This is a genomic window from Spongiactinospora gelatinilytica (assembly GCF_003236385.1).
In the GTDB taxonomy this organism is placed as follows: Bacteria; Actinomycetota; Actinomycetes; order Streptosporangiales; family Streptosporangiaceae; genus Spongiactinospora; species Spongiactinospora gelatinilytica.
On sequence record NZ_POUA01000193.1, the window covers coordinates 1 to 14,023 of the forward strand.

At 72.2% G+C, this 14,023-nt stretch carries 17 protein-coding genes and 2 pseudogenes; 8 read left to right on the forward strand and 11 right to left on the reverse strand.

The window, feature by feature from the left end; translation table 11 throughout:
* Positions 1-240 precede the first annotated feature (240 nt).
* The gene (locus tag C1I98_RS22760; RefSeq protein WP_233508086.1) at positions 241-1,926 is read left to right on the forward strand and encodes a DUF2207 domain-containing protein; all 1,686 of its coding nucleotides are present in this window, start codon (positions 241-243) and stop codon (positions 1,924-1,926) included.
* Here the strand turns inward: C1I98_RS22760 and C1I98_RS22765 are convergent.
* Positions 1,923-2,858, reverse strand: a complete 936-nt coding sequence (locus tag C1I98_RS22765) for an asparaginase (RefSeq protein ID WP_111169465.1) — start codon at positions 2,856-2,858, stop codon at positions 1,923-1,925. The two genes, C1I98_RS22760 and C1I98_RS22765, sit on opposite strands and share 4 nt — an antisense overlap.
* 68 nt (positions 2,859-2,926) lie before the next feature.
* On the opposite strand from C1I98_RS22765, the gene dtd reads away from it, so the two are divergent.
* On the forward strand, positions 2,927-3,352 hold the full coding sequence (gene dtd, locus C1I98_RS22770; protein ID WP_111169466.1) for a D-aminoacyl-tRNA deacylase: 426 nt from the start codon (positions 2,927-2,929) through the stop codon (positions 3,350-3,352).
* 49 nt (positions 3,353-3,401) lie between these two features.
* On the opposite strand, the gene ygfZ is transcribed toward dtd, so the two are convergent.
* Positions 3,402-4,385, reverse strand: a complete 984-nt coding sequence (ygfZ, locus tag C1I98_RS22775) for a CAF17-like 4Fe-4S cluster assembly/insertion protein YgfZ (protein WP_111169467.1) — start codon at positions 4,383-4,385, stop codon at positions 3,402-3,404.
* A 10-nt stretch (positions 4,386-4,395) separates the two neighbouring features.
* On the reverse strand, positions 4,396-4,809 hold the full coding sequence (locus tag C1I98_RS22780) for a Fur family transcriptional regulator (protein WP_111169468.1): 414 nt from the start codon (positions 4,807-4,809) through the stop codon (positions 4,396-4,398).
* A gap of 81 nt (positions 4,810-4,890) precedes the next feature.
* Here C1I98_RS22780 and C1I98_RS22785 point away from each other — a divergent pair, with 81 nt between their 5' ends.
* The 3 genes from C1I98_RS22785 to C1I98_RS22795 all read left to right on the forward strand — a co-directional run bounded on the left by C1I98_RS22785 (position 4,891) and on the right by C1I98_RS22795 (position 7,560).
* Positions 4,891-5,784 carry a phosphotransferase enzyme family protein gene (locus C1I98_RS22785; RefSeq protein WP_111169469.1) on the forward strand — a complete coding sequence of 298 codons (894 nt, stop codon included), beginning with the start codon at positions 4,891-4,893 and terminating at the stop codon, positions 5,782-5,784.
* 137 nt (positions 5,785-5,921) lie between these two features.
* Positions 5,922-6,287 carry a hypothetical protein gene (locus C1I98_RS22790; protein WP_199537138.1) on the forward strand — a complete coding sequence of 122 codons (366 nt, stop codon included), beginning with the start codon at positions 5,922-5,924 and terminating at the stop codon, positions 6,285-6,287.
* 100 nt (positions 6,288-6,387) lie between these two features.
* The gene (locus C1I98_RS22795; RefSeq protein ID WP_111169470.1) at positions 6,388-7,560 is read left to right on the forward strand and encodes an ABC transporter substrate-binding protein; all 1,173 of its coding nucleotides are present in this window, start codon (positions 6,388-6,390) and stop codon (positions 7,558-7,560) included.
* Here the strand turns inward: C1I98_RS22795 and C1I98_RS44185 are convergent.
* The 3 genes from C1I98_RS44185 to C1I98_RS22805 all read right to left on the reverse strand — a co-directional run bounded on the left by C1I98_RS44185 (position 7,532) and on the right by C1I98_RS22805 (position 8,913).
* Complete coding sequence (locus C1I98_RS44185) at positions 7,532-7,672, reverse strand: hypothetical protein (protein ID WP_233508087.1); 141 nt, start codon at positions 7,670-7,672, stop codon at positions 7,532-7,534. The two genes, C1I98_RS22795 and C1I98_RS44185, sit on opposite strands and share 29 nt — an antisense overlap.
* A 157-nt stretch (positions 7,673-7,829) precedes the next feature.
* On the reverse strand, positions 7,830-8,576 hold the full coding sequence (locus tag C1I98_RS22800) for a protein phosphatase 2C domain-containing protein (RefSeq protein ID WP_111169471.1): 747 nt from the start codon (positions 8,574-8,576) through the stop codon (positions 7,830-7,832).
* A 4-nt stretch (positions 8,577-8,580) separates the two neighbouring features.
* Entirely contained in the window at positions 8,581-8,913 is a 333-nt protein-coding gene (locus C1I98_RS22805; protein ID WP_233508088.1) for a TetR/AcrR family transcriptional regulator C-terminal domain-containing protein, read from the reverse strand.
* Between the two features lie 55 nt (positions 8,914-8,968).
* On the opposite strand from C1I98_RS22805, the pseudogene C1I98_RS44190 reads away from it, so the two are divergent.
* Positions 8,969-9,295 (forward strand): annotated as a pseudogene (locus C1I98_RS44190) (SAM-dependent methyltransferase); the annotation flags it as partial.
* Positions 9,296-9,703: 408 nt separating this feature from the next.
* Here C1I98_RS44190 and C1I98_RS22815 read toward each other — a convergent pair.
* Positions 9,704-10,213 carry a heme-binding beta-barrel domain-containing protein gene (locus C1I98_RS22815; protein WP_111169473.1) on the reverse strand — a complete coding sequence of 170 codons (510 nt, stop codon included), beginning with the start codon at positions 10,211-10,213 and terminating at the stop codon, positions 9,704-9,706.
* Positions 10,214-10,327: 114 nt separating this feature from the next.
* On the opposite strand from C1I98_RS22815, the gene C1I98_RS41630 reads away from it, so the two are divergent.
* Both C1I98_RS41630 and C1I98_RS22820 read left to right on the forward strand, forming a co-directional pair.
* Entirely contained in the window at positions 10,328-10,483 is a 156-nt protein-coding gene (locus C1I98_RS41630) for a hypothetical protein (protein WP_158558147.1), read from the forward strand.
* Between the two features lie 90 nt (positions 10,484-10,573).
* Positions 10,574-10,936, forward strand: a complete 363-nt coding sequence (locus tag C1I98_RS22820) for a DsrE family protein (protein WP_111169474.1) — start codon at positions 10,574-10,576, stop codon at positions 10,934-10,936.
* A 15-nt stretch (positions 10,937-10,951) separates the two neighbouring features.
* On the opposite strand, the gene C1I98_RS22825 is transcribed toward C1I98_RS22820, so the two are convergent.
* The 4 genes and pseudogenes from C1I98_RS22825 to C1I98_RS22835 form a co-directional block, all read right to left on the reverse strand.
* The gene (locus C1I98_RS22825; protein ID WP_111169475.1) at positions 10,952-11,686 is read right to left on the reverse strand and encodes a type 1 glutamine amidotransferase; all 735 of its coding nucleotides are present in this window, start codon (positions 11,684-11,686) and stop codon (positions 10,952-10,954) included.
* On the reverse strand, positions 11,676-12,905 hold the full coding sequence (locus C1I98_RS22830) for a Mur ligase family protein (protein ID WP_111169478.1): 1,230 nt from the start codon (positions 12,903-12,905) through the stop codon (positions 11,676-11,678). The genes C1I98_RS22825 and C1I98_RS22830 overlap by 11 nt, the downstream gene beginning before the upstream one ends.
* A gap of 50 nt (positions 12,906-12,955) precedes the next feature.
* Positions 12,956-13,093, reverse strand: a complete 138-nt coding sequence (locus tag C1I98_RS41635) for a hypothetical protein (protein WP_158558148.1) — start codon at positions 13,091-13,093, stop codon at positions 12,956-12,958.
* Between the two features lie 30 nt (positions 13,094-13,123).
* Positions 13,124-14,023, reverse strand: a pseudogene (locus tag C1I98_RS22835) (ATP-binding protein); the annotation flags it as partial.

Sequence of the window (14,023 nt, forward strand, 5' to 3'; positions counted from 1 at the left end):
TCCCCAGCCCCCGGACCCCTCGCACTCGAACCGAATCCGAATACCCGATGTGCGACTTCCCGGTAATGCTAGAGGTCCGCGATCCACCCGCCGGTGAACAGCGTCGGGGAAAGGTCGATCACAAAGCCCCTTCCCTCCTTAAATCCCTGCTTCACACGAAAAGTTCTAGATTTCATGAAATATCGCAATCAATACCGTGTGTCCGTTGCTACCTTCGGATTCTCGGTAGGCTGACCTGTCATGGCGGGATCACTCATACGCCGGGCGGCCGTCCGTACGACCTCCGGTCTGGCGGTCATGATCGCTTTCGGCACGGCGCTCTCCACGGCATTTCTCCTCGCGTTGCCCACCTCCACGGCCGCCGCGCGCAGCGCGGCCGGGGTGATCAAAACGGACGCCGTCGAGCTGACCCTCCGCCCTGGCGGGGTGGTCCACGTCAAGGAGACCGTCACCTACGAGGGCGGCGCGCCCGCCAGGACGTTCGTCACGCGGACCAGGTACGACGACGCGAACGACCGCCTCTACACGATCTCCGGCCTCAAGGGTGACGGCCGGCTGACCGGCGACACCATCACCGTCACCGGCGGCCCCAGCGGCACCGCCACGCTGGAGTACGACGTCAAGGGCGTGATCACCCCCATCGGCGGCGGCGAGGAGCTGCGCTGGCACGCGGCGGGCGGCTGGTCGGCGCGGGTCGAGCAGGCCACCGTCAAGGTCGCCGGCAGCGCGCAGATCCAGAACCTCTCCTGCGTGGCCGGCCCGCTCACCTCCGCCCTGCCCTGCACGGCGGCCTCGATGGACCACACCGGCGCGACCGGCGACTTCGAGCAGCAGGGCCTGGGCAGCGGCGAGACGCTCACCGTGATCATGGGCTACCCGAAGGGTACCAGCGGCGGCACGCCGATCCTTGAGCGCAGATTCGAGCTGTCCAACGCGTTCACGGTGAACGCGGTGACCGGCGGCGCGCTGGCCGGGCTGCTGGTGGTACTGCTCGGCGGCGTCGGCCTGCTGTACTGGACCAGGGGCCGCGACGCCCGCGTGGTCGGGCACGAGTCCGGCGCACTGGACCCGCTGCGCGACGGCCACTTCACCCCGCCGGACGGCGTGCGCCCCGGCCAGGTCGGCACGCTGCTCGACGAGCAGGCCGACGTGATCGACGTGACCGCCTCCATCGTGGATCTCGCCGTACGCGGCTACCTGCGGATCGACGAGCAGCCGCGGCAGACCTACGACGCGCCGGACTGGATGCTGGTCAAGCTCCCGGACGCCCCCGTGTCGTCGCTGCTGCCCTACGAGCGGGCGCTGTACGACGCGATCTTCGACGGCCGTGACGCCGTACGGCTGTCCGACCTGCACGGTTCGTTCGCCGCCGGGCTCGCGGGGGTGCGCGACGCGCTCTATTCCGACGTCGTCACGCAGGGCTGGTTCGCCCGCCGCCCGGACGGCGTGCGGACCCGCTGGACGATCGCCGGGGCCGCGCTCACCGTGGCGGGGGTGCTCGCGACCGTGGCGCTGGCCTGGTTCACCACGTACGGCCTGCTCGGGCTGGCCGTCATCATCGCGGGCGCGGCGCTGGCCATGGGCGGGCAGTACATGCCGGCCAAGACCGCCAAGGGCGCGGCGGCCCTCGCCCACACCCTCGGCTTCCGCGAGTATCTCGCCGCGGGCGACCTCGACCGGGTGCCACCCGACAAACGGGTCGAAGTGTTCTCCCGCTATCTGCCCTACGCGGTCGTCTTCGACAACGTGGATCGCTGGGCCCGGGTGGTGGCCTCGGTCAACGGCAACGGCCACCCGGCGGACAACCTGTACTGGTACCACGGGCCGGCCGAGTGGGACCTGTCGAAGTTCGCCGGGTCGATGCGGACCTTCACCACCACCACCTCGGGCGCGATCTCGGCCGCCCGGCAGTTCAGAAGCCTCTAACGGACCCGGATCTCGCCGACCGGATCACTGCCGCCGAGCACCGCCGGCGCGGCGAGCTCGTCGAGCGCAGGGGCGGTCACGCCGAGGGCCCGCAGCGCGGCGACGGTGGCGGGCACCCTGGCCCGCGCCCCGCCGTCCTCGATCTTGACGGCCGCGGCCCGGCCGTCGTCCAGGGCGAAGGCGTCGAAGCCCTCCGCGCCCGCCTTCAGCAGCAGCCCCGGTACGGCCCACATCAGCGCCGCCTCCGGCCGTTCGGTGCCGGAGGTCCAGTGCGGATGGGCGCGCATCGCGTCGGCGATCCGGCGCTCGGGCGTGCCCTCCGCCGCCGTGCCGAACGCCCGGAACGCCCGGACCACGCCGACCATCGACACGAAGAACAGCGGCGCGCCGCAGCCGTCCACCCCGGAAGCGGCAATGCGCTCGCCGGTGAGTTCGGTGACGGTCGCCCGGATCTCACGTTGCAGCGGGTGGGCCGGGTCGAGGTAGCCGGCCGTCGGCCAGCCGTTCAGCACGCAGGTGGCCAGCATGGCGGCGTGCTTGCCGGAGCAGTTCATGGTGATCCGGGCGGCCTCGCCGCCCGACCGCAGCACCTGCCGCCGCGACTCGGCGTGCTCGGGCAGGTCGGCCGGGCAGCCCAGGGCGTCTTCGCCGAGGCCCGCGCCGGCCAGGATCTTGCGTACGCCGTCGGTGTGGAACGTCTCCCCCGAGTGGCTGGCGCAGGCCAGCGCGAGGAGTTCGCCGTCGAGGTCGAGCCCGGCGCGCAGCATGCCGAGGGCCTGGAGCGGCTTCATCGACGATCGGGGGGACACCAGCGCGTCCACCGGCCCGTACGCCGCGACGACCGACCCGTCCGCCCCCGCCGCGAACACCCGCGCCCGGTGCACGGACTCCACGAAGCCGGAACGTACCACCTCGATGACCAATGTCTCCATGTCGCCCCTCTGTCGCCCGTCTCCCCGGACGAGTGTAAACAGCGGCCCGACTGGCAGAATTCGCAGGCATGCGAGCAGTGGTGCAGCGGGTGAGTTCCGCGTCGGTGTCGGTGGACGGTTCGGTCGTGGGCGCGATCGACGAGCCAGGGCTGCTGGTGCTCGTGGGCGTGACGCATGGCGACACGCCCGCCGAGGCGGGCCGGCTCGCCGCCAAGCTGTGGGGGCTGCGCATCCTGCACGGCGAGAAGTCGTGCTCGGACGTCGCGGCCCCGCTGCTGGTGATCAGTCAGTTCACGCTGTACGGCGACGCCCGCAAGGGCCGCCGCCCGACCTGGCAGGCGGCGGCCCCGGGGCCCGTCGCCGAGCCCCTGGTGGACGCCGTGGTCGCCGAGCTGCGCGCGCTCGGCGCCCACGTCGAGACCGGCGTCTTCGGCGCGGACATGCGGGTCGCGCTGGTGAACGACGGGCCGATCACCCTGATCGTGGACGTGTGAGCCTCAGCATCGTGGACGTGTGAGCCTCAGCATCGTGGACGTGTGAGCCTCAGCGCAACCGGCGGCGCAGCGCCGGGTCGACCGCCACGTTGCGGCCCGCGTCGGGCGGCACGATGACCTCCTGGGTGGCGGCCACGCCGTCGGCGAGCAGCGTCGCCTCCACCGGGACCGTGCGCTTGACCACGGCCAGCGCGACCGGCCCCAGCTCGTGGTGGCGCGCGGCGGTGCCGACGAAGCCGACCGTCTCGCCGTCATCGGCGGTGACGGGCGCGCCGTGCGCGGGCAGTTTGTCCACACTGCCGTCGAGGTGCAGGAACACCAGGCGGCGCGGCGGATGTCCGATGTTGTGGACCCGGGCCACGGTCTCCTGGCCCCGGTAGCAGCCCTTGGACAGGTGGACGGCCGGCCCGATCCAGCCCACCTCGTGTGGAATGGTCTTGTGGTCGGTCTCGAAACCGAGGCGCGGCCGGTGGTCGGCCACCCGCAGCGCCTCGTAGGCCCACAGCCCGGCCAGGCGCAGGCCGAGGTGCTTTTCCAGCTCGGCGCGCGGCAGCAGCACGTCGTGGCCCATCGCGATGGCGCCCTCGGGCAGCGGCAGGTCATCGGCCAGGTGCGAGACCACGGCATAGCGGGCGGTCTCATCGGCCACCTCGACGCGCAGCATGAACCGCATCCGCTCCAGCCAGTCGACCAGCGCGGCGCCCGCCCCGGGATCGACATGGCCCCACACGGTCTTTCCGTCGTCCACGAGCGTCAGGTGGTGCTCCACCCGGCCCTGCCCGTCGAGGAACAGCGTCTGCGCGGGCTCGCCGGGCTGGAGGATGTCGAGTTTCTGCGAGGTGAGGTCGTTGAGCCAGCGCAGCCGGTCGGGGCCGGTGATCGAGACGACCTCGCGATTGCTCCGGTCGACCACCGCCTCCCCGGCCGCCAGCGCACGCTGCTCGGCGTACGGCTCGCCGTAGTGGGCGGCCACTCCCGCGTCGGGGCCTTCGGCGGCCACCGCGCCTGGCGTCTTGAGCAAAGGGCTGGACATGGCATTCAGATTACTTGCACGCCCGGCAGCGGCCGAAGACGGTCAGGTGGTGAACGTCGGTGTCGAAGCCCAGCTCGGTGTCGAGCGTGGTGACCAGGCTCTGCACCAGCTCGGGACGGATCTCGGTCACCTCGCCGCAGCCCCGGCACACCAGGTGGACGTGATCGGCCTCGGCCGCCAGGTGGTAGGTCGGGGCGCCGTGCCCGAGGTGGGTGTGGGTGACCATGCCCAGCTCTTCGAGCAGCTCCAGGGTGCGGTAGACGGTCGAGATGTTGACCCCGCGGGCGGTCTCACGGACCCGGACGCAGATGTCTTCGGGGGTGGCGTGCTCCAGCTCCTTGACCGCCTCCAGGACGAGCTGACGTTGCGGCGTCACCCGATAGCCGCGGGAGCGAAGCTCCTCATGCCACGACGTCTCGGTCATGACTGAAGTCTAGGTCTTTCCCGGGGCGATGGGGGCCGGAGCCGCAGCGCTTCCGAACGCGCGTCCGCATAGCCTAATGGGGTGATCTATACCGAAACACCAGTTACCGATGCCATACGGCAGGCCCTTGTCACCACCTGGGGAGTGGACGGGCAGGAGGAGCGGCTGTTCGGCGGAGAGGAGTCCGCGGCCTACCGGATCGGCGACCACGTCGTCCGGATCGGCCCCACCTGGCGGGGCTCGGCCGAGATCGAGTGGTGCCACGCCGTCGCCCGGCACGCCGTCGCCCGGCTCCCCGAGGCGGTGACCCCGGTTCCCACCCCGGACGGGGCGACCGTGATCCGGGTGGAGGACCGTCCGGTGTCGCTGTGGCCGTACATCGAGGGGGCCTGGCCCGACGCGGAGGTGCCCGTCCAGCGCGAGCAGGCCGCGCGGCTGCTGGCCCGGCTGCACCGGGCGCTCGCCGACGCCCACCCCGGCCCGCGTCCCGTCCCCTCCTTCGCCGAGCACGGCCTGTACGGCCCGTCCGACGCGCGCGACCCCGCCGACGGCCTGCCCGATCCGGCGCTGGACCGGTGGCTGGCCGAGTTCCACCGCACGCACACCCGGCGCCACCCGCTGCACGGCGACTACTACGCCGGCAACACCCTCATCCACGACGGCGTCATCACCGCCGTACTGGACTGGGACGAGACGTTCGTCGGCGTGCCGGAGCTGGAACTGGCCTCCGCCGCGCTCGAATGGGGCGAAGACGACTTTCCGGCAAGCGGCAAGGAGTTCATCGCCTGCTATCTGGAGGCCGGGGGCACCGCGGAGGAGCTGGACGAGGAGAGCTTCGCACAGCTTCTGCGGCACCGGCTGCGCCGGGAGTACGCCTACTTCACCAAGGTGGCCGCCGAAGGCGTCGTCCACGACGAGGAAAACCTCGAATACCACCGCGCCCGCGTGGAGCTGTTCCACCGGCTGCGGCCCTGATCCACCTCGGGGGTCCCGCGCCGGGACTTGGTGATCATTATGACAATTCGTGGTCACTCTGTTACTCTCTGTCGTCTGCCCTTCGCGTGACGAACGGCGAAGGGGATCACCTCCCACACCAGAACAGGGACGGACCGATGCAAAGATTCCAGAAGTTCGCGGCGGTCGCGGCGGCCGTGGCCGCGATTGTGACCGCCTCGGCGGGCGCGGCCCTCGCCGGCACCGGCGACCACGACGGCGGCCCGGGCGGCCTGCTGTCCAACGTCTCCGGCCGTAACTCCTCCGGCCACGCCAACCTGTGCGGCACGGGCAAGATCGCCCTGGTCAAGGATCGCACCTGCGTGACCAAGGACCAGCACCACCACCACGGGGGCGACGTGACCGGCCCGAGCGGCGGCACGCTGTCCAACCTGCTGTTCGCCCGCAACGCCTCCGGACACAGCAACAACTGCGGCAACGAGACCATCGCCGTGGTCAGCCGGACGACCTGCGTCACCAAGTAGGGCCCACGGCACACCCACTGGGGGCACGCGATCGGGGCCGCACCGCCGGTGGCCCTCGATCCTGCCCCCGGTCCGCCCCTGGCAGTTCAGCGAGGTGTTGATGGAAACGACGGCGTCGTTGTGCATCGGCGCGGTGGTCCCACGGACCGGGCGACTGGCCCGGCTCGGCGATCCGCTGGCGTTCGTCCTCGGACGGCTGGCGCCCAGGCTGCCCGCGGTGGGCGGCCGGCCGGTGCGGGTCGCGGTGCGCGACAGCCGGTCCGACCCGGTCCGGGCCCGGCGGGCGGTGCGCGAGCTGGCCGCCGACGAGGGCGCGCACATCGTGCTCACCATGGCGGGCACCCAGGTGCTACCCGCGGTGGCCGACATCTGCGAGTCCCTCCGGGTGCCGTGCGTGTCCACCACGTTCCCCTGGCAGGCGTACGTCCACCGGCGCGACATCGACCGCCAGGACCACTTCCGCTGGACCTACCACTTCGCCTGGGGCCTCGACGACATCGCCACCGTGTTCGCCGAGATGTGGGACCTGCTGGCCCCCGGAGGGCCGGTCGGCTGCCTGTGGAACGACGGCCTGCACGGCCGGCTGATGCGGCACACCCGCCACGGGTTCACCGCCGCGGCGGTGGCGCGCGGCCACACCCTGGTCGACCTCGGCGGCTATTCCGAGCCCGCGGCGCGGTTCGACCCGCAGGTCGAGCGCCTGCGCCGGTACGACGCCGACATCGTCACCAGCGCCGCGACCGGCGCCGACCTCGCGACCTTCCACCGCCAGGCCCTCCAGGCGGGGCTGCGCCCCCGGCTGATCACCAGCTCGCGCTGGCTCGCCTACCCGCACCGGCGGCAGGCCGGCGAGGACCTGGCCAGAGCCCGCGTGGGCACCCTGGTCTACTGGACGCCCGCCCACCCCTACCGATCCTCACTGGACGGCACGACCGCCGCCGACCTGGCCTGGGCCTACCAGCACGGCACCGGCCACCCCTGGCTCCAGCCGCTCGGCCTCGCGCACGCCCTCGTCGAGGTCGCCTGGCACGCCCTGGCGGGCGCCGCCGACCCCACCGACCGGGCGGCCATCGCCCAGGCGCTCGCCCGCACCCGCCTGACGACCATCGCGGGCCCGCTCGACTGGACCGGCGGTCCCACGCCCAACATCGCGCTGGTGCCGCTGATCGGCGGCCAGTGGCGGCCGACCCGCGACGGCCACGAGTTGACCGTGGTCACCAACACGGCCGTGCCCGAGGTGCCGATCAGCGCCGATCTCGTCCCCGCCTGGTGACCTTTACCGTACGGCGGCGCGCCACGAACACCACCGCCGTACGGCTTGCCCCGCTCACCGCCGCGGCGCCCGCGCAGTCCGCCACGGTCTCGACGACCATGAGCTGCGCCACGGATACCCAGCAGTGCCGGTGGCGCTGGTGTAAGAAGCGGTGGTGCAAGTTCTGTAAGCGGCACGGCAAGTGGGTGCGGGTCGAGTGCAGGAGGCACCGCCAGGACACGGGCAGGACACGGCCCCTGGGCCGGGCGGCGCACCGCCCGGCCGTCCGCTCACCAGGTGACCCAAACGGCCGTCGCGTCGTCGTGCGCCTTGCCGTACCGGGGGCCGTGCTCGCGCTCGGCCGCCCGGACCTGCGTGATCAGCTCGTGCGGCCCGTCCGTCCCGGCGGTCGCGACCAGGTCCCGCCACGGCCTGCCGTACCAGTCCACCAGCCGGGATATCCCGTCGCTGACCAGCAGGGCGGCGGTCACCGACGCCCGGTCCACCGTGCCGGTGACCGCCTCGTGGGCCGCCTCGGGCGCGGTCGAGGCGACCCAGAACCCGCCGGGCCGGTTGCGGTGCGCCCGCACCAGCGCGTTGCCGTACGGCCGGCCGCCGGGCAGCCGTTCGACCCGATCGTCGTGGACCACGGTCGGCTCGCCGCCGGACCGGCACAGCACGAGCGGCGAGTCGCACAGCACCAGGTAGTCCAGGGCGTCGCCCCGCTCGCGCAGCACCGTCACCGTGGACGACGGCGAGTCGGGATCGCCGAGGTCGCAGGTGCCGGCGTGCGCGGCCATGGTCTCCTCGATCGCCACGGCCACCAGGCCGGGCAGCGGCTCGTCGGGCCGGGTGCAGAGCCCACCGGCCAGGGCCGCGCCGAGCCGGGCGACCAGCCAGCGCACGTCGTGGACGCAGCCGGTGCGAACACCCGGCAGGACGGTGGCCCCGTCCAGTACGAACGCCCAGGTGGACGCGGCGACCACGAAATCTTCGTTGCGGTCGGCGCCCGGCGCGGTCGCGAAGGTGACCCGCATCGCGCTACGCCCCGCCCGGCCGGCGTGCCGTCTCGAACCCGGACAGCATGGCGTCGAGCGCGAACCCGAACCGCGTCACCAGCTCACGCCCGGCCGCGACCGCCACGCTGAGCAGCGGAAACTCTCCCGGTGTCAGCCCCGCCGACAGCAGCGACGGGTCGGGTTCCTGGCCCCGGCCCGAGGCCACCTGGATCGCCACATGGCCGACGACGAACCCGATCGCCGAGTAGAGGATGTCCGGTGCGGTGCCGGGCGGGAAGCCCGCCCGGCCGAGCGAGGTGAGCGCGTCCTCCATGGCACGCAGGTTACCGGGGGTGATCGCGGGGCGGGTCACCATCAGCGGGAACAGGTTGGGGTGCGCGAGCAGCGCGGCGGTGAGCGCGCCCGCGTACGTCGGCCCGGCCAGCGTGTTCGAGCTGACGGAGTTCTTCCTCGGACCGCAGCCGGAGGAGATCAGGCGCACCCGCCACCCCGACCTTGAGTCCGCCGACGCCCGCGCGGCCGGCCTGGAGGTCGTCGACACGCGCCCGGAGCGGCTGCGGATGGAGTTCACCGACATCGGCGCGGTCGTCTACTTCCTGCGCAAGGTGATCCGGATCGTCCCCGGCTTCACCGTCGAGCGCCACCGCGCCCGGCTGCGCGACCTGCCCGACCTGATCGAGCGGGAGGGCCCGTTCGTCGCCCATTCCACCAGGGGCCTGTTCGAGGCCGTGAAGCCGGCCTGGAGGGCCGTGGGACGGGTTTCCCGCCCCCAGGCGATCCGGCGATCCGGCGATCGCAGGTTTCCGTACCGGCAGGTCCAAGGCGGTGTCGTTCGGGGCGGATGGGTGTCCGTCAAAAAAGGTTTGCCGTGGTTTGCGGCCGGGACATATCGTGCAAGCACGCGGAAAGGAGGTGGTCCAGACAATGGTTGATCATTATTGGGCTAGCGAGGTGGGGGTCCGTTAGGACTCGCCGACTCCGGACCTAGGTCCGGGCGTCTGGCGACGTCCGGCGAGTACAAGGCAACCACCGGAACCCCGGGCAGCCGGAAGGCGCATCGCGCCTGTTGGTCCATCCGGCCCATCCGCATCAGGCGGGTGGAGCGCGCCCGGGGTTCTTTCATGCCCGCGCACCGGGCGCTCCGCTCAGGACTCCTCGCCGGTGAACTCCGCCACCTTCTTCAACTCGGCCGACATGTGCGGCTGGATCCCGTGCCCCATCGCCGCCATCTCATAGGCCCACATCAGGTTGCCGTTCACCAGCCCGTACAGCCGACGGCCCGCCGCGTACTCCTTGGCGGTGCCGGTACGCGCCACCACGTCCGTGGCCAGCTCGACCTTGTTGAACACCACCTCGCCGAGGTAGATCTCCACGATCCCGGTCGGGTGCGCGAGCATCACCTCCACCTGGCGCTCAGGCTGCGCCCGCCAGTAGCCGGTCTCGGTGGCCAGCGGGCGCACCCGCCCGCCGTCCTCGTCCAGCAGCCAGGTGCGGCTCACATAGCTCAGGAACGGCTTGCCGTTGTGCCCGAAGACGATCTCCTGGCCGAACCGGATGCTCTCCATCGTCGGGTATCCGCCGACTCCCGCGCCCTCCCACCGGCCGAGCAGGAAGGCGAGCGGTTCGAGGTCGGCATGCGTGTCAGGTAGGCCCATAGGACAGGAGCCTAGAGCCACGCGGGAGCGGGAGTGTGCCATCACGACCGGGCCGAAGCCTCTAAATTGGTCAGCCATGTCACCACATAGCGCCAATCTCCCCGGAAACCCCTGATGCTGATCTACCGCATCGCGTTCATCCTCGCCGGGCTCGCCCTGATCGGCTGGGCCCTGTACGAGCGGTACCGGCAGCAGGTGATGGCCAAGACCCCGACCATCGGGGCCGGAGATGTCGGCTCGAGGCCGAGCTGCGCACCCGCTCCAGGCTGACCGCGGCGTTGACCTCGGTGGGCGGGGCGCTGTTGCTGATCGGGACGGCCGTCTGGTGGATCATGGCGCCGTCGGAATAGGCTTTCCGGCATGGCACGTTCACTGGTGATCAAGGTGACCGCGGGAGCCGACGCCCCCGAGCGATGCAACCAGGCGTTCACGGTGGCGGCGGCGGCGCTGGCGAGCGGAATCTCGGTCTCGCTGTGGCTGACCGGCGAGGCGTCGTGGTTCGCGCTGCCCGGCCGGGCCGCGGAGTTCAGTCTGGCCCACGCCGCCCCGTTGCAAGACCTTCTGGACGCCGTCCTCGCGGCCGGGCGGGTGACCCTCTGCACGCAGTGCGCGGCCCGCCGCGACATCACCGTGGACGACCTGATCAAGGGCGTCCGCATCGCGGGGGCCCCGGCGTTCGTCGAGGAGGTCGTCACCGAGGGCGCGCAGGCCCTCGTCTACTGACGGGCTACTGACGGGTTACTGAGCGGGCAGCACGGCCGCCAGGCGCTCCTGGCGGAGCCGGTCGTACCAGGTGTCGTCGAGCGGGGCCAGCGGCCCGGTGGCCCAGCTCAGCAGCAGGTCGGCCAGCGCCGGGTTACGGGCCAGCGCCGGGCCGTGCAGGTAGGTGCCGACGACCCGGCCGGAGTAGCAGCCCTCGGTGCCGTCGCCGTTGCCGGTGCCGACGATCGTGCGCGACAGCGGTCGCACCGCCGACCCGAGCCAGGTCACCCCCATGTGGTTTTCAAAACCGGTCAGCGTCGGCAGGCCGCCCAGCTCCGGCGCGACCTCGGCGGCCAGTTCGCCGACCGCACGGGCCTTGCCGCGCCCGCTGGCGATGTCCAGCAGCTCGATGCCGGGCACCGGCTGCCCCTCCTCGCCGCCGAACGTGGTGCCGAGGATCTGGTAGCCCGCACACACGGCCAGCACCGTCGCGCCCCTGGCCACCGCCCGGTGCAGGCCGCCGTCGCGGCGCAGCCGCTCGGCCCCGAGGATCTGCGGGCGGTCCTCGCCGCCGCCGATCAGGTAGATGTCACCGGTCTCCGGGACGGGGTCGGCCGAACGCACGTGGACGGTCTCCACGGGGATGCCGCGGCGCAGCGCGCGCTGTTCGAGCACCAGCACGTTGCCCTGGTCGCCGTAGGTGCTCAGCAGGTCCGGGTAGATCCAGACGATGCGAAGGGCGCTCTCGGTGCGCCTGGGGTCATTCTGCACGGCCGAACTCCGTCCGGATGTGTTGGAACGCGGTGTAGTTGGCGATCACATCGACCCGGCCGGGCGGCTGCGCGGCCAGCGCCTCGGTGAAGTCACCGGCGAGCTGGAACGGCACGCCGGCCGTGTCCAGCCGCAGGGCGAGGTCGAGCTTCCGTTCGCCGGTCACGAACACCGGGCGGCCGCGCAGGATGCGGTAGTCGACGTCCCACAGCCAGGAGGTGTCGCGCCCGTCAGGGCCCTGCGCGTTGACCGCCAGGATGATCGGCAGCGCGGGGTCGGTGACGTCGAACGCCTCCAGCCAGCCCGCCGGGTTCTTGGCCAGCAGCAGCCGGGCGTGCCTGCCGTCGCGTTCCACGGTGGTGTAGCGGCCGGCCACCGAGCGGACCTCGGCCAGCTTGGGCAGCGCCCGCTGCACCGGTACGCCGAAGATCTCCACCACCGCCAGCGCCATCACCGCGTTGGCGCGGTTGGCCTGGCCGGGGAGCTGGATGTCGAGCCGCCAGCGTTGCCCGCGCGGGTCGATCGCCATGTCGTGGTCGAGCACCCAGTGCGGCTGCGGACGCCTGAAGGTGCACTCGCGGCAGGCCCAGTCGGAGTCTTTGCGGTCGAGCGGGCCGCCGCACTCGGGGCAGCACCAGGAGTCCTCCTTCCAGCGCTGCCCGGCGGCCACCCAGATGACCTGGCCCGCGGTGGACGCGGCCCAGGTGACCAGCGGGTCGTCGCAGTTGGCCACGACGTGGACGGGCTTGCCCGCGACCGCCCGCCGCCACTTCTGGGCCAGCAGCCAGATCTCGGCCGCGCGGTCCATCTGGTCGCGGCTGAGGTTCATCAGGCACAGCACGCTCGCGCCCGTCGTGTCGAGCACGTCGGGGAGGTACTTCTCGTCGACCTCCAGCACGCCGTACGGCGCGCGCTTGGCCTGCGACAGCGCCGACACGTGTCCGGCCGGCATGTTGGCGCCGAAGGCGTTGGTGGCGACCTCGCCGAGCTCCAGCAGCGCCGAGGTGATCAGCCGGGTCGTGGTGGTCTTGCCATTGGTGGCGCTGACCAGCACCAGCTTGCGGTCCTGCGCGAGCTTGCGCAGGAGGTCGGGCTCCAGCACCAGGCCGACCCGGCCGCCGATCACCGAACCGTCGCCACGCCCGGTCATGCGGGACAGCGTGGCGGCCGTCCGGCCGAGCGCGCTGGCGACCTGCGCCCTGAACGGAAGCTGACTCATGACGTCCGATCCTAGCCGCGGATCGGCCTCGTCGCCCCTCGCCGTGTAGATCATGGCGACACCCGCACGATCGGCGTGTACGGCGGAACGGACCTCGGCATGCACGCGGCCAGCACGACCGTCAGCGTGATGGCGCCCATCACGAACAGCGCCCCGGCGATCAGCACGGCCCCGAGAAAGAATGTCACCTTTCGTGGCATATCAGCCACTCTACGCTACTAGTCGGTAAACGAAATCTCCGCCTCCGCGTCGGAGTCGCCGTCGAACGGCATGACGAACCGGCGCGGCCACGACAGCACCGTCTCCAGCCAGCTCGCCGCCATCGTCTGGGCCACGTGGCCGACCCGCTGCGCGGGGTCCACGCCGATGGCGACCGTCATGATGTCGCGTCCCACCACCGCGTGCTCGTCGTCGCCCAGGATCGCCCGCCAGGCCAGCGCCCGGTTGCGGTCCACCTCCATGGACATCGGGTGGTGCCGCAGGGCCTTGGCCCGGTGGCCGAGCAGTTCGCCGCCCGCGGGCGTCTCGGGAGCGTGGATGTACTGCCTGCCGTGCGGGCCCGCGCCGAACAGCGCGTACTCCATCGGCGGCGCGGGGCTGCGCAGATCAGGCGCGGGATGCCCGTGGGGGAACAGCCGGTCCACCTCGTGCAGCCAGCGGACCTGCTGGATCACCCACTCCGGCCCCTGGCGTTCGGTGAGCCGCCGCGGACCGCTCCCGGCGGCGGGCCGCGGGGCGAGCAGTTCGAGCGCGACCTCCGCGGCCTTCTGGGTCAGCAGGTCGGGGTCGTACAGCGTGCGCAGCGACCAGGCCCGCCGGGCCACGCCGCGCTCCACCAGCGTGGCCAGCAGGCACTCGCGGCGGCGTTCGGGCAGCTCGGACCAGATGTCGGCGAGCACCCGCGGCACCCCGGGCAGCGGCCGGTTGGTGCAGAACGCCAGCACCAGCGTGTCGGTCCAGATCCGCAGCCAGGCCCACTCCGGCGCGTCGGCCAGCAGGTCGGCCTCGCGCAGCTCGAACAGCGTGCACGCCTTCCCGCTGCGGCAGGCCGCCCCGCAGGCGACCGAGCGCCGCCCGTCGATCGGCGGCGTCGGTCCGGGCATGGCCCGCTCCCGCCC

Excerpts from the sequence above, each read along its gene's own strand:
- C1I98_RS22795 (WP_111169470.1), top strand. The coding sequence starts at position 6,388 with ATGGAAACGACGGCGTCGTTGTGCATCGGCGCGGTGGTCCCACGGACC.
- C1I98_RS41630 (WP_158558147.1), top strand. The coding sequence starts at position 10,328 with ATGCTGATCTACCGCATCGCGTTCATCCTCGCCGGGCTCGCCCTGATC.
- C1I98_RS22790 (WP_199537138.1), top strand. The coding sequence starts at position 5,922 with ATGCAAAGATTCCAGAAGTTCGCGGCGGTCGCGGCGGCCGTGGCCGCG.
- C1I98_RS22805 (WP_233508088.1), bottom strand. The coding sequence starts at position 8,913 with ATGGTGACCCGCCCCGCGATCACCCCCGGTAACCTGCGTGCCATGGAG.
- ygfZ (WP_111169467.1), bottom strand. The coding sequence starts at position 4,385 with ATGTCCAGCCCTTTGCTCAAGACGCCAGGCGCGGTGGCCGCCGAAGGC.
- C1I98_RS22780 (WP_111169468.1), bottom strand. The coding sequence starts at position 4,809 with ATGACCGAGACGTCGTGGCATGAGGAGCTTCGCTCCCGCGGCTATCGG.
- C1I98_RS22765 (WP_111169465.1), bottom strand. The coding sequence starts at position 2,858 with ATGGAGACATTGGTCATCGAGGTGGTACGTTCCGGCTTCGTGGAGTCC.
- C1I98_RS22815 (WP_111169473.1), bottom strand. The coding sequence starts at position 10,213 with ATGGGCCTACCTGACACGCATGCCGACCTCGAACCGCTCGCCTTCCTG.
- dtd (WP_111169466.1), top strand. The coding sequence starts at position 2,927 with ATGCGAGCAGTGGTGCAGCGGGTGAGTTCCGCGTCGGTGTCGGTGGAC.
- C1I98_RS22800 (WP_111169471.1), bottom strand. The coding sequence starts at position 8,576 with ATGCGGGTCACCTTCGCGACCGCGCCGGGCGCCGACCGCAACGAAGAT.
- C1I98_RS22830 (WP_111169478.1), bottom strand. The coding sequence starts at position 12,905 with ATGAGTCAGCTTCCGTTCAGGGCGCAGGTCGCCAGCGCGCTCGGCCGG.
- C1I98_RS22820 (WP_111169474.1), top strand. The coding sequence starts at position 10,574 with ATGGCACGTTCACTGGTGATCAAGGTGACCGCGGGAGCCGACGCCCCC.
- C1I98_RS22760 (WP_233508086.1), top strand. The coding sequence starts at position 241 with ATGGCGGGATCACTCATACGCCGGGCGGCCGTCCGTACGACCTCCGGT.